The organism is Myxococcota bacterium (genome assembly GCA_039030075.1).
GTDB lineage: Bacteria > Myxococcota_A > UBA9160 > UBA9160 > SMWR01 > JAHEJV01.
This window is the reverse complement of sequence record JBCCEW010000001.1, coordinates 9939-33066: the sequence shown is the minus strand read 5'-3', so window position 1 is coordinate 33066 and position 23128 is coordinate 9939. Positions and strand designations below refer to the sequence as shown.

The window sequence follows — 23128 nt, the reverse complement described above, 5'->3', positions numbered from 1 at the left end:
CGCCACGAGGCGATTTCCCTCGATTTACCGGGCGCTTGGCCCTCTCTCGAAGGACATTCCCCACGATTCACCCCCGGGGGCGAACCGATCGTTTCGTGACGGGCGTGTCACGCGCGTGACGAATTCGTCACACGCGGCACCCGATCACCCCGCGGAGCCCTCCGAGAGCTGCCGCAGGTCGGTCAGGATCTCGCGGGCCGATTGATAGCGCTCTGCGGGGTCTTTGCGCAGGCACTTCTCGACCACCTTGGCGATCCCGTCCGGGACCTCGGCGTCGATCTCCCGTACCGAGGGCGCGGGCGTGTGGACGTGGTGATACGGAAGGTTGCCCTCGGTGAAGGGCAGCTCGCCGGTGGCCATCTCGAAGACCGAGACGCCCAGCGAGTACAGGTCCGAGCGGTGATCGACGTTCTTCCCGAGCGTCTGTTCCGGGCTCATGTAGTAGGGAGTGCCCGAGATCACCGTCGTGTGGTTGCGGACCTCCTCGATCACCTTCGCCAGACCGAAGTCCATGATCTTCGCCTTGCGGTCCTTCGTCCACATCGTGTTCGCGGTCTTCACGTCGCGGTGGACGATCTTCTTCTCGTGGGCGTAGGCCAGGGCCTCGGCCATCTGGGACACCACGTGGACGATCCCGCGCGGCGCGATCTTGCCGCGGTGCTTGATGATGTCCTTCAGCGTGTTGCCGTCCACGTACTCCATGGCGATGTAGTAGACGCCGTCCTGTTCGCCCGCGTCGTACACCGTGACGATGTTCGGGTGGTTCAGCTGGGCCGCGTGCTTCGCTTCGCGCAGGAAGTTCTTGAGCGCTTGCGGGTTCTCCTTCAGCGACTCGGGCAGCACCTTGAAGGCGACGACGCGGTCGAGGACCGTGTCCTCCGCCTTGTAGACGATACCCATGCCGCCGCGTCCGAGCGTGCCGCGGATGATGTAGCGACCGGAGGTGCCGGTCGGACCGCCGCCTCCGCTCACCGGACCCTGGGTCTCGGACTGGAGCGTCAGCTTCGCGCGCGTGGCTTCGAGACGCGCCGCGGTGTCCTCGTAGTGGTAGTCGAAGGCGAGGATCTTCTCGTAGAGCTCGTGGGCCTCGTTCCAGTTCTCGCTCGCCTCGTGCACCGTGGCGAGACAGAAGAACGCGTCGAGGCTCTCGCGATCGATCTCGCGCCCGGCCACAGCGTCGGTCAGCTTCGCGATGGCGAGCGAGTACTGTTCGCGCTCGCGGAAGATCTTCCCCAGCAGCGCGGCCGCCGCGGAGAAGTTCTGTTCCTCGGCCGTGACCTTCTGCAGGGCGCCGATCGCTTCCTCGATGCGCCCGGCCTCCAGGTGGATCTGGCCCGCTTTCAGGCAGTCCCCAGCCTGCTCCAGGAGTTCGGCTTCGCGCTCGGCGTCCCCGGCCAGGGCGTAGAGCTCGGCGGCCTCCGAGTAGTGCCCGGCCTTCTCGTAGTTGGCCGCCGCGCGCTGGCGGTCGCCCGCCAGCGAGAACATCTCGGCGGCCTGGGCTCCGTCGCCGAAGCGCTCGTAGCAGGCCCCCGCTTCGCTGAACTTCTCGATCGACCGGTAGAGATCGCCCGCCTCGAGCAGCTCGCCCGCCTTCTCGAACTGGAGCGCGGCTTCTTCGCTCTCGCCGCGATCGCGGTAGTACTCGGCGAGGATGCGCGCGGCGCGGTCCGCCTCGCCGGCCTTCTCGAAGGCCGCGGCCGCCCGCTCGGCGTCCTTTCCTTCGAGATAGAGCTCGCCGGCGCGCTCCCAGTCTTCGCCCTTCTCGGCCAGCTCGGCAGCGGGAATGCTGGCGCCGCCCTTGGCGAGCACGGCCTGCGCCCGATCGAACTGGCCGGCGCGCTCGTAGAGGTTGCCGGTCATGCGAACGAGCTTCGCGTACTCGGCCGCCTTCTTCGGGTCGTTCACATGGCCCGTGCCTTCCTCGGCCATCACCTGTTCCAGGCAGCGCGCCGCGGCGAGCCAGTCTTCGCAGCGGATGTACGCCTTCGCCGCGTGGCGCGGGAAGTCGCACTTTTCGAAGCACTCGGCGGCCTTCCGGTCGGCGCCGGCCTTCTCGTACATCTCGGCCGCGACACTCAGGTTCTCGGCGGCGGTGTACGCCTCGGCCGCCTTCTCCCAGGCTTCCTGCTGAGCGTAGATCGCACCGGCGGATTCGTGCTGACCCGCCTTCGAATAGAGCTCGGCAGAATCGAGGAAGCGGTTCTGATCGTGGCGGATCTCGGCGGCGCGTTGGAGATCGCCCGCCTGCTCGAAGAACACGGCCGCGTCGTCCATCAGACCGACCGCGAAGCAGAGCTCGCCCGCCTCTTCGGGCATACCGCGCTTCGCGATCTTCTTCGCTTCCTTGCGCGCCTTCTTCAGTGCCCGCTTGTCCGGCTGCTGGGAACCCTCTTCCTCGTCGAATTCGACGACCTTCTTCTTGCCTGGAAGCATCGCGCCGATCAACAACACGAGGCCCAGCGGCCCCACGACGTAACGCAGCGGCACTGCGACGAGCGCGTCCATGACTTCGCTGGCCGACCAGCCGAGCGAGAGCGCAGCGAGCATCGGCCCGAGCAATCCCGTGAAGACGTCGGTCGCGGCGTCCAGGCCCGGCGTGTCCGGGGCGTAGGCGACAGCCAACCCCAGCCCGCCCGCCAACAGCAGCGCCAGCCCGACCAGGGCGAAACAGAACTTGAATACGGCCTTGACGGCGCCCACGCGCACCCCTCGCTGGAAGTCCCCTGTTCTATCGGCGTTCCGGGGCCGCGAACTGAGGGGGCGGGGGCCGCGAAACGAAGGCTTCTGGGGCGAGCGGAGGGGGCCTCGGGCCCTAGAAGAGCTTCGGCTGACCCACCGCGGCGGGTCGGTCCGGGACGGCCAGGCCGAGGTGGCCGTAGCAACGCGGCGTCGCCACCCGGCCGCGCGGGGTCCGGGCCAGGAATCCCTGGTGGATCAGGTAGGGCTCGACCACGTCCTCGAGGGTGCCCTTGTCCTCACCGACCGCCGCCGAGAGGGTCTCGAGGCCGACCGGACCGCCGTCGAACTTTTCGACCAGGGTGTGCATCACCAACCGGTCGAGGCGGTCGAAGCCGGCTCGGTCGACGTCGAGGCGCTCCAGCGCGAACCGTGCGAGCTCGCCGGTCACGGGCTCCCCGCGGCCGAGTTCGACCTCGGCGAAGTCACGCACGCGGCGCAGCAGCCGGTTCGCCACGCGCGGCGTTCCCCGCGAACGATGGGCCAGCTCGCGGGACGCCTCGGGCGCCAGCTCGACGCCCAACACCCGCCCCGAGCGCGCGAGGATCCGCTCGAGATCGCCGGGCGGGTAGTACTCGAGGCGTGCGGTCCAGCCGAAGCGGTCGCGCAGGGGCGAGGTCAGGAGACCGGCCCGCGTGGTGGCGCCCACCAGGGTGAAGCGGGGCAGATCGAGACGCATGCTGCGCGCGCCGGGCCCCTGCCCGATCAGGAGATCGAGCTGGAAGTCCTCCATCGCGGGATACAGGATTTCTTCCACCGCAGCGGAAAGCCGGTGGATCTCGTCGATGAACAGCACCTCGCCGCCCTCGAGGTTCGAGAGCAGCGCGGCGAGGTCGCCCGGGCGCTCGATCGCGGGTCCACTGGTCGTACGCAGGGGCGCGCCGAGCTCGCCGGCGACGACGCCCGCGAGCGAGGTCTTGCCGAGTCCGGGCGGCCCGTGGAAGAGGACGTGGTCGAGGCACTCGCCGCGGTCGAGGGCGGCGCGAACGAAGACGCCGAGGTTCTCGCGCAGTCGATCCTGGCCGATCATCTCGTCGAGCTTCCGCGGACGGAGCTGCTCCTCGAGCGGCTCCTCGCCCGGCAAGGCCTGGAGCGACAGGTCGCCCCGCTCGGTCCCGGTGTCGATCATCGCGCCAACCTCTGCAACGCCCCGCGCACCCACTGCTCCACGTCGGCCTCGGCATCGAGTTCGGCCCCGAGCTCTTCGAGGGCGCGCTCGGCCTTCGGTTTCGGATAGCCGAGGTTGACGAGCGCCGACAGGGCCTGCTCGCGCGCAGCTTCCGGCGCGGGCGTCGCGCGGGGCTCGCCACCGCTGGCCCGCAGCACGGCCTCGAGTTCATCGGCGCGATCGCGCAGCTCCACGAGAATGCGGTCGGCCATCTTCGTCCCGACGCCGGGCACGGCGCGCAAGGGCGCCGCGTTCCCCGAGCGGATGGCTTCGAGCAGGTCGACGGGCTCGATGCCCGACAGCACGGTCTGGGCGAGCTTCGGACCAACGCGACTCGCGCGGAGCAACAACTCGAACGCAACCTGCTCGGCGACGGTCGCGAAGCCGAACAGTTGGATCGCGCCCTCGCGCGCATGGGTGTGGACGCGGAGCGCGACGGTCTTCCCCTCGTCGGGGAGCGCCCCGAACGTCGACAGCGGCACGAACACCTCGTAGCCCACGCCGCCGCAGTCGAGGATCACCCGCGTCGGGGTGCTCTCGAAGAGCACACCTTCGAGCCGCGCGATCACGGCGCGCGCCTCACCCGCACCCGACCCGCAAACGCGCCGGTGCGCGGCCGCCGACGCTTCACCCGGGGCAGGGCTTCGAGGCGTCCCGCCTGGGCGTGACAGATCGCCGCGGCGAGGGCGTCGGCCGCGTCGGTGGGCGGCGTGCGCTGCAGCGCGAGCAACCGCTTCACCATCCGCTGCACCTGGGCCTTCGGCGCCCGACCGCTGCCGGACACACTCTGTTTGATCTTCGCCGGGGCGTACTCGACGAGCGGCACGGCCGCCTGACCGAGCGCTACCAGCGCAGCGCCGCGGGCCTGACCGAGCACCAGCGCCGAGCGCGCACTCGCCGACACGAAGACGTTCTCGACGCAGGCCACGTCGGGTCGGTAGGTCTCGATCAGCCCCCCGAGCTCGGTCGCCAGGCTCCCGAGGCGCAACGACAGACTCACCGTCTTTCCCGGGCGCAAGACGCCGTGCGCGACCCAGCGCAGGTCGTCGCCGCCGAGCGCGTCGATCACGCCGTAGCCGGTCGCCTGCGAGCCGGGATCGACCCCCAGGATCCGCAGCTGCCGCCCGGATCCCCCGATGTCGCGTTCGCCGTCGATTGGACGTTCACCCCGCGAGCCCGCGCCGAAGCGGGAGAATCGGGCTCGCCAGCGATGCGCGCGGGAGGGTGACCGCGCCTCGGCAGAGTAGCCGAACTCCCGCCGGCCGTGCCGGGCCCGTCCGCGGCTCGCGGCGCCCCCAGCGGGCCACCGCCGACACGATCACGCGCGCGCAACCACTCCAGGGAGAGCCCCGGCGTCCCTCGCTTTCGGGGCCCGAAGGAGTGCGCGATGCGGCCTCTTTGGACGGCGATCGGAACGGTTGGACTCTTCTTGGCCCTCGCGGCGCAGGCCCAGGCCGCGTCGCCCGGCTTCCTGCTCAACAGCAGCACTCGGACCGTCTCGGCCACGACGATCGAGACGTGCTCCGGATGTGGGCCCAACGGTGAGGACACCGAGTTCGAGCGGAAGCGTTCGGCGGTCGCGCGACGCCAGCTTGGATTGTTCGAGCAATCCGTTGGCAACACCGACGCGTCCGCGGAACAGCGTTCCTTCATTTAGGAGCAGGGGTTTCGCGGCGAGGGGTCGCTCCATTTGCAGGAACGCGGCTTGGTGGCCGAGTCGTCGCTGAACATCTTCTTCCGGACCCGCGAGCCCACGCTGTGGCTCTTCGAAGGCGAGCTCTCCGGCGAGGTCTTCTGGACGGCACGGTTCCTCTTCGACCGACAGACGGTCTTGAACTTCGTCCATCTGGGTGGCGACTCACCGACGATCTTTCGTGAGGTCGTGGAGGTGGACTTCTCTGCCCTCAGTGAGATCGAGCTGGGTCGGAGAGCTTCGGGACTAGTCAGCGGCAGCTACCGCTTCAGCTTCACGCCCGTCCCCGAGCCCAGCACCGCCCTCCTCCTCACCGCCGGCCTCGCCGCCTTGGCGCTGCGCCGGCGCGCGTAGCGCGGCACCCACCCCTCCCTCCCAAAGACGCCGCGTAGCGGCGTCCGCCCCGCGCCGACAGGCGCGCGGGCGCTCTGGGGTTTCCGCAGCGAAACTCAGCGCAGCAGGAAACGCGACTCGTCGTCTCCGCGGTGCCCCAGCCGAGACGCACCGCCACGCCCCAGAGCCCCCCGCGAGCCATTTCGCGGAGGAAACCCCAGAGCGCCCGCGCCCCCCGCGAAAGAGGAGGGGCGACCGCTACCCGGCGATCCGCTGCATCTCCTCGTCGGAGATATCGAAGTTCGCATACACGTTCTGGACGTCGTCCAGATCGTCGAGCGCATCCGCCACCCGCAGCATCGTCTCGGCCTCGGACCCACTCAGATCCACCGTCGTGCTCGGGTGCATCGTGATCCCCGCATCGGCGGGCTCGAAGCCCGCGCCGCGCAGCGTCTCGCTGACCCCGCTGAAGTCGCTCGGTGCGGCGATCACCTCGATCAACTCGCCCGACTCGACGACGTCGTTCGCGCCGGCCTCGAGAGCCGCTTCCATCAGCGAGTCGAGATCCACGCCGTCCGCGTCGTAGGTCAGGACCCCGCGCTTCTCGAAGAGATAGGCGACGCAGCCCGATGCCCCGAGGTTGCCGCCGTGCTTCGTCAGCACGTGGCGCACCTCGCCGACCGTCCGGTTCTTGTTGTCGGTGAGGGTCTCCACGTAGATGGCGGTCCCCCCAGGGCCATAGCCCTCGTACACCACCTCTTCGTAGGCCTCGCCCTCGCCCTCGCCGGTGCCCTTCTTGATGGCCCGCTCGATGTTGTCCTTGGGCATGTTCGCGCCGCGGGCCTTGTCGATGGCCAGGCGCAGCCGCGGGTTGGAGTTGGGGTCTCCTCCCCCCATCCGGGCGGCCGTGGCGATCTCGCGGATCAGCTTCGTGAAGATCTTCCCGCGCTTCGCGTCCGCAGCGCCCTTCTTCCGCTTGATGGTGGACCATTTCGAATGGCCGGACATACGCAACTCCCTGAAAGCACTCGGGGTTTAGCACGAGCCCCCAGGTGCTCCAAGCACCCTCCGGCAGCCCGGGCCCCCCTCCGAAGCAGGGACGGGGCACTCCAGCCCAAGCTGCCTCTGGCCGATAGAACGTGCGGTAGCGAGTGCGGGGGCAAGAAGCAGCAATGGCGGAGATCGCGGTCGGAATCGACCTGGGGACCAGCAACTCCTGTGTGGCCGTAGCGCGCAAGCGCAAGGTCGAGGTCCTCCCCAACGCCTACGGCGAGAGCACCACCGCGAGCGTGGTGAACCTCGGCGCCGATGGGTCCATCACGGTGGGAAACGCCGCCAAGGCGAACGTCATCCATGACCCCACCAACACCATCTCGTCTTCGAAGCGCCTGATCGGCCGCTACTTCTTCTCGGAAGAAGTGAAGAAGGCAAAGGCGATCTGTTCCTACGACATCGTCGAGGGTGAGAACCACAGTGTCCGCATCAAGGTGCGCGAGGAGGTGTTCAGCCTCCCCGAGATCAGCGCCATGGTGCTTCGCGAACTGAAGTCGATCGGCGAGTCGCGCGTCGGCCAGCCGGTCAACAAGGCCGTCGTCACGGTCCCGGCCTACTTCAACGACAACCAGCGCCAGGCCACGAAGGACGCGGCGCGCATCGCGGGCCTCGAAGTCCTGCGCATCCTGAACGAGCCGACCGCGGCCGCCCTCGCCTACGGCTTCGGCAAGGGCCTGAACCAGAAGGTCGCGGTCTACGACCTCGGCGGCGGCACCTTCGACATCTCGGTCCTCGAGATCGGCGAGGACGTCTTCGAGGTGCTGTCCACGAGCGGCGACACCTTCCTGGGCGGCGACGACTTCGACGACCGCATCATCGACCTCCTGGCCGACGAGTTCAGCGCCAAGGAAGGCATCAACCTCCGCAACGATCCCTTCGCGCTCGAGAAGCTGAAGGTCGCGGCCGAGGACGCGAAGAAGGCCTTCTCGGTCGACGACGAGGTCGAGATCCGTATTCCCGACATCGTGACCACGCCCGACGGCGCGTCGCGATCGATCGAACGCACGGTCACCAAGCAGGAGTTCTGGAACCTGGTCTCCGACCTGGTGCAGCGGACCTTCAAGGTCTGCGACGAAGCGCTGCAGGAAGCCGGCGTGATCGCGCGCGACCTCGACGGTGTAATCCTCGTCGGCGGCCCGACCCGGCTCCCGACGATCCGTACGGCCGTCAAGGAGTACTTCCAGCAGGAGCCGAAGGACGACGTCGACCCGGACGAAGTGGTCGCGATGGGCGCCGCCATCCATGCTGCGTCCCTTCTCGATCAGGGCGGCGACGCCTATCTCCTCGACGTCACGCCGCTCTCCCTGCAGATGGGCGTGGCCGGCGATCTCTGCGAGCCGATCATCGAGCGCAACACGCCGGTCCCGATCGAGCAGACGCGGGTCTTCACGACCGCGCGCGACGATCAGGAATCGGTCTCGATCAAGGTCTACCAGGGCGAGGCCCGTGAGCTCGACGACAACGAGCTGCTGGGGCAGTTCGAGTTCTCGGGCTTCCAGCGCGGACGCCGCGGCGAAGTCCAGATCGACGTCACCTTCGAGATCAACACCGACGGCATCGTGAACGTCACGGCGAGCGACAAGACGACGGGCCAGCAGGCATCGACGCGCATCTCGCTGTCGTCCGGCCTCTCCGAGGGAGAGATCCGGGACATCGTCTCTCGCGGTGTCGCCGACCGGGTGCAAACCGCCGAGGCCGACGACGACGGCGCTCCCGGCGGAGAGATGCCCGCGCTCGAGGGTGCCGCCCCGGCCGCCGCCATCGACCCCGTGGCCGAGCTGTTCGGCGAGGACCCGGACGACGACCCGGGCGATCCGATCATGGCCGAGGCCACTCCCGAGCCGCTGGTGACCGAGCCCGTCATGGAGAGCGCGCCGGAAACCGCGATGCCCGAGCCGATCGTCGCGGAGCCCACGGCGGCCGCCGAAGAAGTGGAACTCGCGCCCGAGCCCGAAGCCGCCGCGGTGCCGAGCATCGTCGTGACGGACGACGCTCCGGACCTGGAGATCGACGACGACCTCGCAGGTGCGCCCGAACTCGAGATCGACGAGGACCTGCTGTCGCCCAGCGCCGAGAGCGCACCAGCGGTAGAGGTGGAAGCGTCGGAAGCCGTGACGTCGGCCGCGCTCGAGGAAGACGCCGAGCCGAGCGGTCCGGCACCCCTGCTCACTCCCGCGCCGAGCGAGACCCTCGATGTCGACCCCGACGCGGTGACCCAGCCCGACGAGCCGGACCTCCTCGAAGCGACGCCCGACGTGCAGACGCCGACCGACAGCCCGATGGCGGACGACGTCGTGATCGAGCCCGAAGAGATCGAACTCGACATCGAGGTGGACGCCTCGGAGCTCGATGCGCTCGTGGGTGACGCCGAGGAAGCGGGAACGCTCTTCGGCGACATCTCCGAGAACCTCGCTGGAAGTGACGAAGAAGCGAAATAGGCCCCCATGTCGCTCGCCCCTACCGAAATCGTGGCCCTCGCCCGGATCATCGAGGACCTCGACTACTACCAGCTCCTGCACCTGAAGCGTGACGCCCACGGCGGCGACGTGAAGAAGGCCTACCACGCGACGTCGCGGACCTTTCACCCCGATGCGAACCGCCATCTCGAAGGCGATTTGCAGGAAGCGGCGAAGGTGATCTCGAAGCGCGTGACCGAGGCGTACGTCGTGCTGCGCGATCCGCGCCGACGCCGCGCCTACGACGCCCACCTCCAATCGGGTGACAGCAACCGGCTGCAGCTCGCCGAGGCCCAGGCCCAGGCGGGTCGCCGCGACGTCGAGGAGCGCGGCGCGACCACGCCCCAGGGCCGCCAGTTCTTCACGCGGGCCCAGGCCGACATCGCGAAGCGCGACTGGGCTTCGGCCGCGCGAAACCTGCAGACCGCGCTGACGTTCGAGCCTGGCAACGCCGCCATCCAGCAGGCACTCACGCAGGTCAAGGCCGAACAGGGCTGAGACCGCCGCGTCCGGACGCTCGGATCGCTGCGCTACGCTCGCGCGCGGACGGACGCCGAGGGAGCGAGCGGGTGGATTCGCGTAGCGAAACGCGCAGCCAGCGCGGAGTCAGCCACGACCAGGGACAGCGACGCCCGAAGATCGGAGCCGTGCTGCTCGCGATCGTCATCGCGATCGGCTGCGGCAATACCGAGGAAGCGAGCGCTCCCACCACGACGGCGCCCGGTTCCGAAGCCGCGCCCGAGGCCGCTTCGGTCGAGCCCGCGAAGAGCGGCGGGAAGCAGCGCGTCCAGCGAAAGGAGCAGCCGCTCCCCGCAATCTCGGGCTTCGCGCTCGACGGGCAGCGCATCCAGATCGGCGACTTCCTGGGCAAGCGCGTCGCTCTCTACTTCTTCGATCCGGGCGCGCGCGACGCCGATGCCATCAGCACCGCGGTGTCGCGAGTCGCGGCGCTCGGCGCCGAGTACAACTTCGCGGTCGTCGGCATCGCCTTCGGCGCCGACCGCCCGACCGCCGAGGCCCACGTCGCGAAGAACAACCTCGACTTCCCGGTGATCGATGACGCTTCGGGCCGGATCTCACGGCGCTTCGGCCTGCGCGAGGCCGCGATGCTCGGCGTCGATGGGGATGGCTACGTCACCTGGGCGTCGCGGTTCTCGACGAACATGCCCAACCCGTCGGACCACATCGAAGGCCAGCTGCGCACCGCCCTGCGGATTCCGGAAGCCGCACCAGAGAGCTTCGGCTCCCGGCCGGAAGCCCCGACGTTCACCGCCAAACAGCTCGACGAGGAGGCCCCGTTCGATTTCGCGACGACCCGCGGCGAGGCGGTGGTCCTGATCTTCTTCCTCCACACCTGCCCCCACTGCCACGAGGCCCTCGAGTTCTTCAAGACCGCGCTCGCCGGCCTTCCCGAAGACCAGCGCCCCCTCCTTTACGGAGTCGAGACCAGCCGCAGCACCGCCGGGGCGATTCGCAATCGGCTGGACGCGGACGGGCTCGACTACTTCCCGGTGCTCCGCGACAAGGACCGGGTCGTACAGAGCGCGTACGGGGTCTTCGGTGGCGTCCCGGACATCTTCCTGATCGATCGGAAAGGCCGCATCGTGTCACGCAGCAGCGGCTGGAACGCCGCCGAGGGTCCGCTGCTGCGCATGCGCATGGCCCAGATGGCGGGGGCGCCGGTCCCGATGCTGCTCCACGCCACGGGCTACTCGGGAAGTGAAGTCTGCGGCGTCTGCCACCAGTCCGAACACCAGACCTGGCAACTGACCCAACACGCGACGGCCTTCGACACGCTCGTCACCCACGGCTCGGCCGCCGACCCCGAGTGCGTCGGCTGCCACGTCGTCGGGTTCGGCGAGGCGGGTGGGTTCGAGATCTCGCCGCCGAAGCCCACCCTCGAGGACGTCGGCTGCGAGTCGTGCCATGGCCGCGGGGGCCCGCACCTCTCTCCCAGCTTCATCACCGACGCCAACTACGATCCGGTCTGCGTGACCTGCCATGACACGAAGCACTCGCTCGGGTTCGAGTACGCGAGCTTCCTGCCCAAGGTGTCCCACGCCGCTAACGCGCACATCCTGACGCTGCCCGCCGCCGAGCGCGAGAAGATCCTCGCCGAGCGCGGCGGCCTGCGCGCCAACGTGCTGCCGACGAACGCCGAGTACGTCGGCTCCGAGGCCTGTCGTTCCTGTCACGAAGCCGAGTTCGCGACCTGGGCGGCCGGGCCGCACGCGGCGTCGCTGGCGTCCTTGGAAACGAAGGGCGAGAGCACCAATCCCGACTGCCTGCGCTGCCACACCACCGCCTTCGATCGCAAGGGCGGCTTCCCGGCCAGCGCCTCCGTCGGCGACCACCCGGACCTCGCCCGCGTCGGCTGCGAGTCGTGCCACGGTCCCGGCGGAAACCACGTCGCCGAGAGCTCGGTGAAGCTCGGCAGCATCGTCTCGCTCGGGGACAAATGCGACTCCTGCGTGATCCTCCAGATCTGCGGCGGCTGCCACGACGATGCGAACGATCCGGGCTTCGAGTTCGAAGTCCAGGCGAAGATCGACAAGATCCGCCACGCCACGATCGAAGCGGGCACGGGGAAGCCGCTTCAGGGGAAGTCGGCGCTGCGGGTCCCGACCATCGATACTCACGCATTGCTCGCGCGGGCCTTCGAGGCCCACGACCGCGCGACGGGCCGGCCCTAGTGGACGCGGAGCTGCGCGACGAGCTGCGGGCGGGCCTCGCCGCCGCACGCCGCTGGCTCGCGGAGTACGCCGAAGAGGGCATCGAGCTTCGACCGGTGGCACCTGCCACCCCAGCTCCGAACGAACCCGACCCGAACGCGGCCGAAACCACCCCGGCGGCCGACGATGCAGCGAAGGCAACACCGGAGCCCGTCGCGACGTCCAGCGAACCGGTCGCCCGCGCCCCGGAGCCGCTCACACTCCTCGAGGAACCGGCGCCCTTCCCTCCCGGTGCGAGCCTCGACGACGTGCGCGAGGCCCTGGGAGACTGTCAGCGCTGCCGACTCTCCGAGGGCCGGACGCAGATCGTGTTCGGCGACGGCAACCCGCAGGCCGACCTCATGTTCGTCGGCGAGGGACCGGGCGCCGAAGAAGATCGGCGCGGCCTGCCCTTCGTGGGGCGCGCCGGTGAACTACTGACCGCGATGATCGAAAAAGGCCTGGGCATCCCGCGCAGCGAGGTCTACATCGCCAACATCGTGAAGTGCCGGCCACCCAACAACCGCACGCCCCTCGCCGACGAAGCCCAGACCTGCAGCCCCTACCTTCACGGCCAGATCGCTGCGGTGCAACCGAAGGTGATCATCGCTCTCGGCAAGCCCGCGACGAGCCTGCTGCTGGGACGCGACGTCGCCATCACCCGCATCCGCGGACAATGGCACGAGTATCGCGGCATCCCGCTGATGCCGACGCTGCATCCCGCGTTCGTGCTCCGGCAGTACACCGAGGCAAACCGCCGGGCGGTCTGGGAAGATCTGAAGGCCGCTTCCGCGAAGGCGAGCGAGACTCCTTCGACCTGACCGGATCTCCGCCCGTCGAGAGAGGACCTTCGGTTGCCGAACGCTGAAACCGTCTTGTGCGGGATCGTCTTGCACCCGGCCGGGCACACCCGCTCCCCGGCCATGCACAACGCCGCCTACGCGGCCCTCGGTCTCGACGCCGCCTACCTCTCGTTCGACGTACCGCCAGCGCTGCTCGAAGAAGCGATCGAAGGCGTTCGGCGCCACCGCGTGCGCCAGCTCTCCGTCTCGATCCCTCACAAGACCGAGGTGCTCTCCTGGGTCGACGACGTCGATGAAACCGCCACGGCGATCGGCGCGGCGAACACCCTGGTGCTCGACGGCGAACACCTGCGGGCTTCGAACACGGATTGGCTCGGTGTGGTCCGGGCGCTGGAACCGGTGAGGACGCTCGAAGGGGCCCGAGCGGTCGTGCTCGGTGCGGGAGGTACGGCCCGCGCGGCCACCTACGGTCTGCGCGCACGGGGAGCGTCGGTGCGCCTGTTGAACCGCACCGTCGCGAAGGCCGAGGCACTCGCGCGCGAACTCGGTGCCGACGGGGCCGGCGCCCTCGACGAACTCGGCGACGCACCCTGCGACGTCGTCGTGAACACCACCTCGGTCGGTCTCGGAGAGGACCGCAGCCCGGTCCGCGTCGAGGCGATCCCGCGCGCGTGCGTGGTACTGGACGCGGTCTACGCGCCGGAGCGCACGCGGCTCCTGCAGGACGCCGCGACGCGCGGCGCGCAGACGGTCAGCGGACGCTGGATGCTCGTGCACCAGGCCGTGGCCCAGCTCGAAGCCTGGCACGGACCGGTGGACGCAGACCGCATCGCGAACGTGATGTCCGCGGCCTTCGGCCCCGAACCCGACGTCAGCGGCCACGCGGGCGCCGGCTAGGAAAGCCGCGCAGAACCGGAGAAGCTAGGCCGAGTAGCCCCACTTCTCCTTGTTCGCGTCGATCTGCTCCTGGGTCGGCTTCTCCTTCTCTTCCACGTCGGGAACGGAGAAGTCGTCCTTCGCGTCGAGGATCTTCGCGTTCTTGTCCACGTCTTCCTTGAAGACGTCGGGGACCTGCTCGTCCTCGAAGATCGCTTCCCACGGGCACTCGGGCTCGCAGACGCCGCAGTTGATGCACTCTTCGGGGTCGATGTAGAGCTGGTTCGGGTACGTCTCGGAATCGCTGCCGTCGTATCCGTAGATGCAGTCGACGGGGCACACCTCGACACACGCCTGGTCGACGCAGTCTTGGCACATTCTCGTGATCACCCAGGCCATACGATCCCTTCCAGTGCTTCCAGCCTCGCGTGGCGCTGGCCGCGACGAGATTGGGGTGGTCGCGGACGCGCCGCGCTGGAGCGCAGCATAGCCGCGCAGTCCGACGCTGCGCTAGCTCCTCGGCAGTCGAACGCTATTTGAGCTTCGTCTCTTTGTAGACGACGTGCTTGCGGACGACGGGATCGTACTTCTTGAGTTCGATCTTCCCGGGTGTGTTCTGCTTGTTCTTCGCGGTCGTGTAGAAGTGGCCGGTTCCTGCCGACGACTCCAACTTGATCTTCTCGCGCTTGCCCTTCTTCGCCATCGTTCTTCCCCGCCCTACGCCTCGGTGGGCTCGGGCACCGCATCGCCGGAGGTCGCAAACACACGACTGCGGCGACCCTTGTCGTCGGTCTGAACGCGGACTCGGCTGGGCTTGCCGTCGCCATCGACCGGCATGACGTTCGAGGCGTGGATGAACCCCTCGCGCTCGAGAATGCCGCCCGCGCGCGCCGCACTGCGACCCGGCTTCATGTGCACCTTCTGAATGCGGACCTTCTCGACCCGCACGCGGTCGCCATCGATCGCGAGCACCTTGCCCTGGCGTCCACGATCGGAGCCTGAAATCACCTGTACGTTGTCGCCGACACGAATCCTGCGGGCCATGCTCGCCTCCAAAGAGCGCATAGGTGTGCGCCAGTCCAGGCTTTCCGTCAAGGGGCTCCCCGAGGGGGGAGGAGAGGTGGGAGCGCCGCCCGCCCGCGCCGAAGCCCACCGCTGCCCCCACACCTCCCGCGCGCGCGGCGTGCCTGCACCCCCGGGGCGCCGTCGGCAAGGGAGCTCCGGTGTAGGGATGGCCGATCGCCGCGCGGGCGCTCATATTGCCCGGCGTGACGAAATCCCACGCGCTTGGCGGGGCGGGACTCTGTCTCGTCCTCTTTCTGTTCTCGGCCTGCTCCATCCTTCCCGAGGAGTACGCCGTCAATGCCCCGATGTTCCACCAGATGCTCGGCTGGGGCGGCGGTGAGGCCCCTCCCGACGAGAGCTTCGGGGCCCAGATCGTCCCGGCGGCGGGTTTCTCGATGGGCACCTTCGCCGAGGGGCTGAACAGCGTCCGCTTCCTGCGTCCGCTGTCGGGCGGGGCCCTCCTCGCCAGCCAACCCCGCGCGGGCACGGTCTGGCGCCTGGCACCCGACTCGAATGGAGACGGGCGCTCGGACGAGGTTCGTCCGCTGCTCGAAGACCTCGACCGGCCCCACGGCCTCGACGTCCACGACGGCTGGCTCTACGTCGCCGAAGGGGCCGCCATCGGTCGGATCCGGATCGACGCCGAGACCGGGGAGACCTCGGGCGCATACACGCGCATCGTCGAGGGGCTGCCCGACGGAGAGAACCACTGGACGAAGACGGCGCGCATCGGACCCGACGGCCTGCTGTACGTGACCGTCGGCTCCACCTGCAACGTTTGCATCGAAGAAGACGAACGCCGCGCCGCCATGCTGCGCTTCCAGCCCGACGGCAGCGAGCCCGAGATCTTCGCGCGCGGCCTGCGCAACAGCGTGGGCTTCGATTGGCAGCCCGGCACTGGCGCGCTCTACGCCACCGACAACGGTCGCGACCTGCTGGGCGACGACTTCCCGCCCTGCGAGCTCAACCGCGTCGAAGAAGGCCAGTTCTATGGTTGGCCCTTCGCCAACGGCGACAACGTCCCCGACCCGGACTTCGGCGCGGGACAGGACGAGAGGATCGCGACGTCCGTCCCTCCGGTGCACGGCTTCCCGGCCCACAACGCCCCGCTCGGGATCACCTTCCTACGTCACCCGTCCCTGCCCGACGCGTGGCAGGGAGCAGCCCTGGTGGCCCTCCATGGGTCGTGGAACCGCACTTCGAAAGACGGCTACAAGGTGGTGTCGTTGCACTGGGGCGCGGACGGAAGCATCGAGCAGCGCGACTTCATCGTCGGATTCGAACAGGACGAGAACGTGCTGGGCCGCCCGGTCGACGTGGCCGAGGGCGCGGACGGCACGGTCTACGTGTCCGACGACTACGCGGGCGCCATCTACTGGTTGAAGCACGACGGCAGTGCCGCGGGCGGTGTCGCACCTGCCGCGCGCGCCAGCTCGTCGACGACGCCTGCGAAGGCGGGCGACGCCACCGCGGGTGCGGCGCTCTGGGAACGCCACGCCTGCGCCAGCTGTCACGTCGGCGAAGCCGCCACCGCCGGTGTGGTCATCGTTCCCCTCCAGACGCTCGGCGATCGCTACACGCCGGCGACACTCGCCGACTTCCTCGCGGCGCCGACGCCGCCGATGCCCGCCTTCCCGCTCGACACGACCGAGCGCGCCGATCTGGCCGCCCACCTGCTGCGTCGTTTCCCCTAGGCGCGGACCCTCGTCGCAAGTCGCCGCTGACGCAGGAACGTGTCGCCTCTGGGGGCGGCAAGACAGCGGCAGCCGCGTCGCAGCCGACCGGCAGAAAGCGCCGGAACCGTCCGATCCAAATGGGCTTTCTGGCCCGGTCGGCAGAGGTACCGAAGCTCGGCGAATGGCCGTTGGGCGCCTCAATACTGGCGCCGGGACCGTCGATAGAGGGGCGTGGGACGCTCCGTTGCCGCTCGCCGAAGTACGTCTTTCCGCCGACTTGCCAGCGCCTGGACGGTCCGCGCCTGCCTGCCGGCACTGCTCCTGGTCGCACTCGCGGCACCAGCCCGAGCGGTGGTTCCTGAAGGCTTCTGGTGTGTCGTGGGAACGGGAACGATCGGAGTCGCCGACGGCTGGCTCGACATCGTCGACCCCGACACGGCCACCGTCACCCAGGTCACGCTGAGCGCCGCGCTCTTCGACCCCTTCGACTGTGCCGTCGATCCGACCACGGGCGATGTGTTGATCGTCGATCAAGGGGCCACGGGACCGGGAACGGGAAACAGCGATGGCGGCCTGTACCGCATCGACTACGACCCGAGCACGGGGAACGGCACCGTGATTCCCCAGGTCGCTCCAGGGACTCCGGCTCCGGATACCTGGGTAGGCGGGACGCGCATCGGCGCGAGCATGCCGCTCGAAAACCCGCGCGGGTTGGCGGTCGGTCCGGACGGAACCGTCTACGTCGCCGACATCGGCGACACGCTCGGCGGCAACAACAACAACGGCACGATCTACGCCGTGGGCTACGACGCCGGCGCCGTCGACACGATCTACGTCCGCGGCAACAGCAACCTGGTCGACAGTCCCACCGACGTCGACATCGACCCGCGTCCCTGGGACGAAGGGAACGCCTCCGACGGCATCAACCTCGTCTACACCGAGTGGCGCGGTCACCTGCGCCGCGTCCCCGCAGCTCTGGAAGGCAGCACCACTTCCCAGAGCATCGATGGCAACGATCCGGGCGCGGACTACGACTCGATCGAGGTCGGCGCCTACGGGAACTACTGGATCGGACAGAGCGCCGGCACGACCACGCGGCTCCAACGCTACGAGCGGCGCACGGACACCCGCAGCGATCTGGAGACCGCGGGCCCCTACCAGGCACTCACGATCGATCACCACAGCGGCGACATCGTGGTGATCGAAGCCGGAATCGTGCGCGAACTCCGGGCCAGCAGCCCCTCGACTGCGAAGCGCAACGTCTACACACCGGCTCGAACCGGCGCACGCGGCGTCAGCTTCGCCTCCCCGCGTCCCGACGGTCGGCCGAGCGCGAACCTCGCGTTCCCGACTCGCTTCGCACCCGCGCCGGCCGGCAGCGTCACGATCGAGGGTCCCACCCAGATCTCCGCGAACGGCGAGCCCGAAGCCGAGATCAACGTGTTCGTGGAGGTGACGAGCACGACCGACCCGCTGCGCATCCGGCTCTTCGACATCGAGTCGACGGGCGCCTACGACGTCCCGTTCAACGGCGGCTTCGACTCGGCGATCATCGTCACTCTCTTCGCCCCGGACAACACGACGGTCCTCGCTCAGGAGACGATCGCCGCGGGCGGTCGCACCGATCTCGACCAGCGCGTCGCGACCCTGACCTGCGCGGCGGCCGACCTCCCCTGCGGCACGATCGACCAGCCCCTGGCGGTGCGCGGCGCCGGCGTAGACATCGCCGGCAGCGGCATCGGGCTGTACCGCCTGCGCATCCAGCTCACCTCCAACGACGACGTCAACGGGCTCGGCATCGCCGTCGACGACTTCCACGCGTACAGCTACTACGTCCCGCTCGGACCGCTCTCGACGCTCTCGGGAACGCCGTCCCTGTGGCCACTCGACCAGTTCCGCGCCTACCCCCATTTCGATCGCGGCTGCGAGTACACCTTCCACGAGTTCGATGCGGACTCGAACATGTCCTTCGAGGTCCGCACCGGCCTGGGCCGGGTGCTGCCAATCGCCGCGAGCTCGGGGAACAACCTCCACGAGGACACCCTGGTCGATGTCGTCGATCCCGACGGCACGAGCTGGGACCTCAGTGGCACCAGCGAATGCTTCGGCACGAGCTGCGCCATCGACTACGGGATGCACACCGTCGGCGCGGCCCTGGTTCCCACGACCACGGTGAACAACGTTGTCGGGCTTCGCGCCGCCGACTACAACGGCTACGAGGATGCTTCCGGAGCCACCTATCCCGTGCCCGCACCGCGGGGCAGCACGATGCCTCCAGTAGCGCCGCGCCCGGACACCCCGGCGTTCCAGAGCGCGCCCGTCGCGTACAACCAGGAGAACTTCCCGAGCGGCAGCAACCCGTTCCTGCGCTTCTTCTTTCCCCTCTACGAAGAGCAGCCCAACCCCCTCGCAGCCTCGCCCTCGGACGCGACGGGCGCGGCCGTCCCGAGTGCCCCATTCCTGCGTCACTCGGCCACCCAGCTAACGCCACCCGGGCCCGGACCGACCCCGCCCCCCGGCCCGGCCCTCGGCGCGACGACCGCGTTCTTGATCAACGTCACCGTCGTCAACCCGGACCCGGTGAACGCGATGTCGAACGTCGCCGTCACGATCCCGATCCCGGACGGCCAGAGTGAGCTCGCCTACACGGCGGCCGCCGGCACCGGCGTGTCGTGTGACTTCGGCGTGGTCGGCTGCAACGTGCCGGCGGTGGGGCCCGGTCGTCTGTTGACCCCGCTGAACGGCGGTCCGGCCTCGGTCATCACGGCGACCTTCAGCCAGATTCCGCCCGCTTCCTCGGGAACGATCTCCTACGCCCTCGACGTCACGCCCGACGATGCGCTCGAGACCGTCTACCTCACCGAGGGCCCGCGCTACCGCAACACCGGCGCGCTGCCGACGCTGTCGAGCGGTACCACCTTCCTCTTCCCGAACAACCCGGCACCGCCGTTCGCACCTGCGGCGATCCAGGACATGGGCACCCGGGCGACCTACGACGCGGCGTGGGGAAGGCCCGAGAGTCTGGGCCCGCTCTGCGACGTCTTCGTCGAAGAGGGCACCGTCGTTCCCAACGCCGTCGAACTCGCTTCTTTCGAGGCGCTCTCGGGCGACCGCTACGTCCAGCTGAACTGGGTCACGGCCGCGGAGTACGAGAACGTCGGCTTCCACGTCTACCGGCGCCTGGCCGGCGAGGCCGAGTTCCGACGCCTGAACGACCACATCCTGCTGGGTCGCGGGACGACGGACCTCAGTGGCAGCTACGCCCTGCTCGACTGGACGGCTCCCGTCGATGTCGACGCCGAGTACCTGCTCGAAGACGTCGAGATCGACGGCACCACCACCCTGCACGGACCGGTCTACGCGCGGGTTACGGCGGACGGCCCGGAACTCGACATTCCCTGGCAGTCCTACGACACGTTCCGCTTCATCGGGGAGCGCGGCGAGTGGGGCGCGGACCTCCCCGGCACCTGGGTGGCCTTCGACGAGCCGACCCCGGGCGAGGAGAACACTGGCGAGGGAAGCGCCGGTGAGGAAAGTGGCGGCAGCGAGGCGCCTGGCCGACTCACGATCCTCGCGGAGGACGACAGCGGGATCCTCGCGGAGATCGTCTTCCCGGCGCCTTACTTCGAAACGATCGAGGTGGCGGGGTCGCCCGCCACCCGCGTCGCGCTCGTCGGCGCCTCCCCCAATCCGGGAGCGGGTGAGCCCGCTCTGCCCTTCCAGACCTTCTGGCTCGAAGGCCTCGACACCACCGGGGTCCGGGTCGAGTTGCTCGAAGACGACAGCGTCGTCACCACGCTGCCGGCACCCGTCGCGCGGGCGCCGGGTGCTGCAACCGGGGGCGCGCCCTGGCCCGCAGCACCGGCGGAGATCGCCGGGAGTGTCCCGCTCGGTGACGCGCGGCGCCTCCTCGCGCTCCGCGTCTGGCCCGTGCGACTCGAGGGGTCGGGCGAGGAAGTCCGGGTCTCGGATCGCCTGCGGGTACGGATCGCCTTCGAAGGGCCGCTCGCCAGCCCCGGCGGGGACCCGGCCGCTCGCTCGGCGAACATCGCCGAAGTCGCGGCACGACCCGGCCTCAAGATCGGGACCCAGGGCGGGGGCCCGGTGACCCTGCGCGGCGACGAGCTGATCGCGGCGGGCCTCGCTCCGGATGTCGACCCGGCGTTCCTCCACCTGTTCCGCGCGGGCACCGAGGTCGCCGTGTGGATCGAAGGGGGCCTCGATCGCCGCCTCGATCCCGAGGACGCCCTCCACTTCTACGCCGAGACCGTCGACGACCGCTACGGCGACGAAGCCGTCTACTTCCTGGTCGAGGGCGACACCCCGGGGCTGCGCATGCCCCTTCGAGACGCGGTGCCGCACGCAGGACTCGCCCTCCTCGACGACGTCGCCGGAACGCGGCGGGTCGAGCCCCAGGACACCTACCTCCCCACCATCTTGAACGAAGAGGGAGACAACTTCGTCGGCCCCTTCGTTTTCTCGGAGAGCGTCTTCCTCGAGGTTCCCACCCCCGGCGCCAATGGCGGCCCAGCGTCGCTGCTGGCGCGACTGCGGGGCGGCACGCGTTTCGACGCCGACGCCCCGGACCATCACTTCGAGGTGCGGGTCGCGGGCGAGACGGTGATCGATGCGCTCTTCGACGACACCGAGCTCTTCGAAGCGATCGGCTCCCTGGCTCCGGGTCGGGTGAATGGGGACGCCATCCAGGTCGAGGTCGCACCCCAGTTCGACACGCCGAACCCCAGCCTCGATCTGATCTACGTGGACGCCTTCGAACTCGTCTACCGCCGGACGCCGAACCTGGTGGCGGGTGACGGGGGACGACTCGCCTTCGTGTCCGAGACGACGGGGCAACTCGAAGCGCCGGCAGATGCGTGGCTCTGGGACGTTCAGGATCCGACGCAGCCGGTGCGGCTCACCGGCGCGACCACGGCCACGGGCCAGTCCTTCGCAGTCGAGGCCGGGCGTCGCTACCAGCTGACGCAGCAGGCCGGTGCGGCTCGCTGGCTTGTCTGGAACACGCCGTCGGAGTGGAGCACGCGCGACCATCGCGCCGACTGGATTGCGATCGCCCATCCGAGCCTGCTGGAGGGTGCGGAGCGACTCGCCGCCCTGCGCCGCGGTGAGGGGCTCGAGACCGCAGTCATCGACGTCGAAGACGTCTACGACGAAGCGGGCGGCGGCGACGCGACGCCCCTCGCGATCCGCAAGTTCCTCGCACGGCTCTCGGACCACTGGAATTCGGCGCCCCGCTACGTCGTGTTCATCGGGGACGCCACCTACGACTACCGCGGATTTCTGGGCGGTGCAGCGTCGAATCTCGTCCCGACGATGCTGGTCGACACGACCTTCGTAGAGGCTGCGTCCGACGTCTCACTCGTCAGTTTCGACGGCGACGCGGTGGCCGAGATCGCCTATGGCCGCCTGCCCGTGCGCACTCCCGAGGAGCTCGACACCGTCGTCGACAAGCTCGAGGCCTACGCGGCGGAGCCGGACACGGGCGCCGATTGGCATGCAAAGGTGCTGCTCGTCGCCGACGACGGCGCCGGTGACGGCAGCCCCGCCGAAGGCGCCGAGTTCGAGGGCACCGTCGACGACTTCTCGTCCCGGCTTCCCCTCGAGTTCGACCGGGAGGCACTCCGCCTCCGCGACTGGCCCGAAACCGCCGACCCGGGTGCCGCGGCGAATGCCGCGATCCTCGCCGCGCTGGACGACGGCGTGTCCCTCGCCTTTTACTCGGGCCACGGCGGCCCGCACGTCTGGGCGGATGAGCTGATCTTCGGCACGGACGACCTCCCGAACGCGGCGCAGTCGCCCTCCCTTCCGATCGTGGTCGCGCTGAACTGCCTGAACGGGTTCTTCACCGCCCCGAACACCACCTCGCTCTCGGAAGCGGCGCTCCTGGAACCGGTCGCCGGCGCGGTTGCGTATCTGTCGTCGACCACCGTCTCGGCCCTGCCCGGTCAGCGCGACTACGCGCGCGCCCTCGCCGAGCGCCTGGGCCGCTTCGATCTGCGACGTCTGGGCGACGCGGTGCAGGACGCCCAACGCGCCGTGGCGGGTGTCGAGGGCGCCGAGGACGTGCTGCGCGCCTCGGTGCTGATCGGTGACCCGGCCACCCGCGCCGCCCTCCCCGCGATCCCGATCGCCCTCGCCGGCCCCGACACGACGACGCCGCGGGGCCAGCTGCTCCACCTGGATGGGGGTGCGTCTGCCGGCCCGGCGGGCGTTCCCCTCGAATACGCGTGGGAGCTCGTCTCGGGTGCGGAGCTCGGCGTCGAGTTCGTCCGCACGGACACGCCGACGCCGTGGATCCTGATCGAGAACGCGGGCGAGGTGATCGTCCGCTTGCGCGTGCGCGCCGGCGGCGTCTCGAGTGCGCCGTCCGAGCTCGTCATCACGAGCGAGCCGGGCCCGTCGGGCCTCGCGTGCGGCGAGGTCGATCCGTCCGCCCAGCTCACCGGCTTCGACGCGCTCTACTTCCTGCTGCCCTGGCTCTGCCTGCGTGCCCGGCGCGGGAGAGACTCCGCGTCGCGCACGTCGGCGTAGCACCGGCCC

Annotated in this window: 17 protein-coding genes; 9 read left to right on the top strand and 8 right to left on the bottom strand. The window is 69.4% G+C overall.

Features of this window, described 5'->3' with window-relative positions; all coding sequences use genetic code 11:
- Positions 1 to 144: 144 nt before the first annotated feature.
- The 4 genes from AAF430_00135 to ruvC all read right to left on the bottom strand — a co-directional run bounded on the left by AAF430_00135 (position 145) and on the right by ruvC (position 5012).
- Positions 145 to 2700, bottom strand: a complete 2556-nt coding sequence (locus tag AAF430_00135) for a protein kinase (protein MEM7408624.1) — start codon at positions 2698 to 2700, stop codon at positions 145 to 147.
- Positions 2701 to 2812: 112 nt separating this feature from the next.
- A complete protein-coding gene (ruvB, locus tag AAF430_00130; GenBank protein ID MEM7408623.1) occupies positions 2813 to 3865 on the bottom strand; it encodes a Holliday junction branch migration DNA helicase RuvB in 1053 nt (350 codons plus the stop codon).
- Entirely contained in the window at positions 3862 to 4473 is a 612-nt protein-coding gene (ruvA, locus tag AAF430_00125) for a Holliday junction branch migration protein RuvA (protein MEM7408622.1), read from the bottom strand. The genes ruvB and ruvA overlap by 4 nt, the downstream gene beginning before the upstream one ends.
- A complete protein-coding gene (gene ruvC / locus AAF430_00120) occupies positions 4470 to 5012 on the bottom strand; it encodes a crossover junction endodeoxyribonuclease RuvC (GenBank protein MEM7408621.1) in 543 nt (180 codons plus the stop codon). Before ruvC ends, ruvA begins: the two co-directional genes overlap by 4 nt.
- 279 nt (positions 5013 to 5291) lie before the next feature.
- Here ruvC and AAF430_00115 point away from each other — a divergent pair, with 279 nt between their 5' ends.
- Complete coding sequence (locus AAF430_00115) at positions 5292 to 5561, top strand: hypothetical protein (protein MEM7408620.1); 270 nt, start codon at positions 5292 to 5294, stop codon at positions 5559 to 5561.
- A 51-nt stretch (positions 5562 to 5612) separates the two neighbouring features.
- On the top strand, positions 5613 to 5951 hold the full coding sequence (locus AAF430_00110) for a PEP-CTERM sorting domain-containing protein (GenBank protein MEM7408619.1): 339 nt from the start codon (positions 5613 to 5615) through the stop codon (positions 5949 to 5951).
- 237 nt (positions 5952 to 6188) lie between these two features.
- Here the strand turns inward: AAF430_00110 and AAF430_00105 are convergent, their stop codons facing one another.
- Positions 6189 to 6938 carry a YebC/PmpR family DNA-binding transcriptional regulator gene (locus AAF430_00105; protein ID MEM7408618.1) on the bottom strand — a complete coding sequence of 250 codons (750 nt, stop codon included), beginning with the start codon at positions 6936 to 6938 and terminating at the stop codon, positions 6189 to 6191.
- A gap of 164 nt (positions 6939 to 7102) precedes the next feature.
- On the opposite strand from AAF430_00105, the gene AAF430_00100 reads away from it, so the two are divergent.
- The 5 genes from AAF430_00100 to AAF430_00080 all read left to right on the top strand — a co-directional run bounded on the left by AAF430_00100 (position 7103) and on the right by AAF430_00080 (position 13850).
- Positions 7103 to 9421, top strand: a complete 2319-nt coding sequence (locus AAF430_00100) for an Hsp70 family protein (protein ID MEM7408617.1) — start codon at positions 7103 to 7105, stop codon at positions 9419 to 9421.
- Between the two features lie 6 nt (positions 9422 to 9427).
- Complete coding sequence (locus AAF430_00095) at positions 9428 to 9937, top strand: DnaJ domain-containing protein (protein ID MEM7408616.1); 510 nt, start codon at positions 9428 to 9430, stop codon at positions 9935 to 9937.
- Between the two features lie 71 nt (positions 9938 to 10008).
- Positions 10009 to 12132 (top strand): multiheme c-type cytochrome, encoded by a 2124-nt coding sequence (locus tag AAF430_00090; GenBank protein MEM7408615.1) that lies wholly within the window; start codon positions 10009 to 10011, stop codon positions 12130 to 12132.
- A complete protein-coding gene (locus AAF430_00085; GenBank protein MEM7408614.1) occupies positions 12132 to 12971 on the top strand; it encodes a uracil-DNA glycosylase family protein in 840 nt (279 codons plus the stop codon). Before AAF430_00090 ends, AAF430_00085 begins: the two co-directional genes overlap by 1 nt.
- Before the next feature lie 33 nt (positions 12972 to 13004).
- The gene (locus AAF430_00080) at positions 13005 to 13850 is read left to right on the top strand and encodes a shikimate dehydrogenase (protein MEM7408613.1); all 846 of its coding nucleotides are present in this window, start codon (positions 13005 to 13007) and stop codon (positions 13848 to 13850) included.
- Between the two features lie 24 nt (positions 13851 to 13874).
- Here the strand turns inward: AAF430_00080 and AAF430_00075 are convergent, their stop codons facing one another.
- The 3 genes from AAF430_00075 to rplX form a co-directional block, all read right to left on the bottom strand.
- Positions 13875 to 14207, bottom strand: a complete 333-nt coding sequence (locus tag AAF430_00075; protein MEM7408612.1) for a 4Fe-4S binding protein — start codon at positions 14205 to 14207, stop codon at positions 13875 to 13877.
- 154 nt (positions 14208 to 14361) lie between these two features.
- A complete protein-coding gene (gene rpmG, locus AAF430_00070) occupies positions 14362 to 14532 on the bottom strand; it encodes a 50S ribosomal protein L33 (protein MEM7408611.1) in 171 nt (56 codons plus the stop codon).
- Between the two features lie 14 nt (positions 14533 to 14546).
- The gene (rplX, locus tag AAF430_00065; GenBank protein ID MEM7408610.1) at positions 14547 to 14873 is read right to left on the bottom strand and encodes a 50S ribosomal protein L24; all 327 of its coding nucleotides are present in this window, start codon (positions 14871 to 14873) and stop codon (positions 14547 to 14549) included.
- A gap of 224 nt (positions 14874 to 15097) precedes the next feature.
- On the opposite strand from rplX, the gene AAF430_00060 reads away from it, so the two are divergent.
- Positions 15098 to 16588, top strand: coding sequence for a PQQ-dependent sugar dehydrogenase (locus AAF430_00060; protein MEM7408609.1), 1491 nt, complete (start codon positions 15098 to 15100; stop codon positions 16586 to 16588).
- Between the two features lie 360 nt (positions 16589 to 16948).
- A complete protein-coding gene (locus AAF430_00055) occupies positions 16949 to 23119 on the top strand; it encodes a C25 family cysteine peptidase (protein ID MEM7408608.1) in 6171 nt (2056 codons plus the stop codon).
- Positions 23120 to 23128: the final 9 nt, after the last annotated feature.

Coding starts and splice junctions, on each gene's coding strand:
- ruvB (MEM7408623.1), bottom strand. CDS start 3,865: ATGATCGACACCGGGACCGAGCGGGGCGACCTGTCGCTCCAGGCCTTG.
- AAF430_00115 (MEM7408620.1), top strand. CDS start 5,292: ATGCGGCCTCTTTGGACGGCGATCGGAACGGTTGGACTCTTCTTGGCC.
- AAF430_00105 (MEM7408618.1), bottom strand. CDS start 6,938: ATGTCCGGCCATTCGAAATGGTCCACCATCAAGCGGAAGAAGGGCGCT.
- AAF430_00100 (MEM7408617.1), top strand. CDS start 7,103: ATGGCGGAGATCGCGGTCGGAATCGACCTGGGGACCAGCAACTCCTGT.
- AAF430_00095 (MEM7408616.1), top strand. CDS start 9,428: ATGTCGCTCGCCCCTACCGAAATCGTGGCCCTCGCCCGGATCATCGAG.
- AAF430_00075 (MEM7408612.1), bottom strand. CDS start 14,207: ATGTGCCAAGACTGCGTCGACCAGGCGTGTGTCGAGGTGTGCCCCGTC.
- rpmG (MEM7408611.1), bottom strand. CDS start 14,532: ATGGCGAAGAAGGGCAAGCGCGAGAAGATCAAGTTGGAGTCGTCGGCA.
- rplX (MEM7408610.1), bottom strand. CDS start 14,873: ATGGCCCGCAGGATTCGTGTCGGCGACAACGTACAGGTGATTTCAGGC.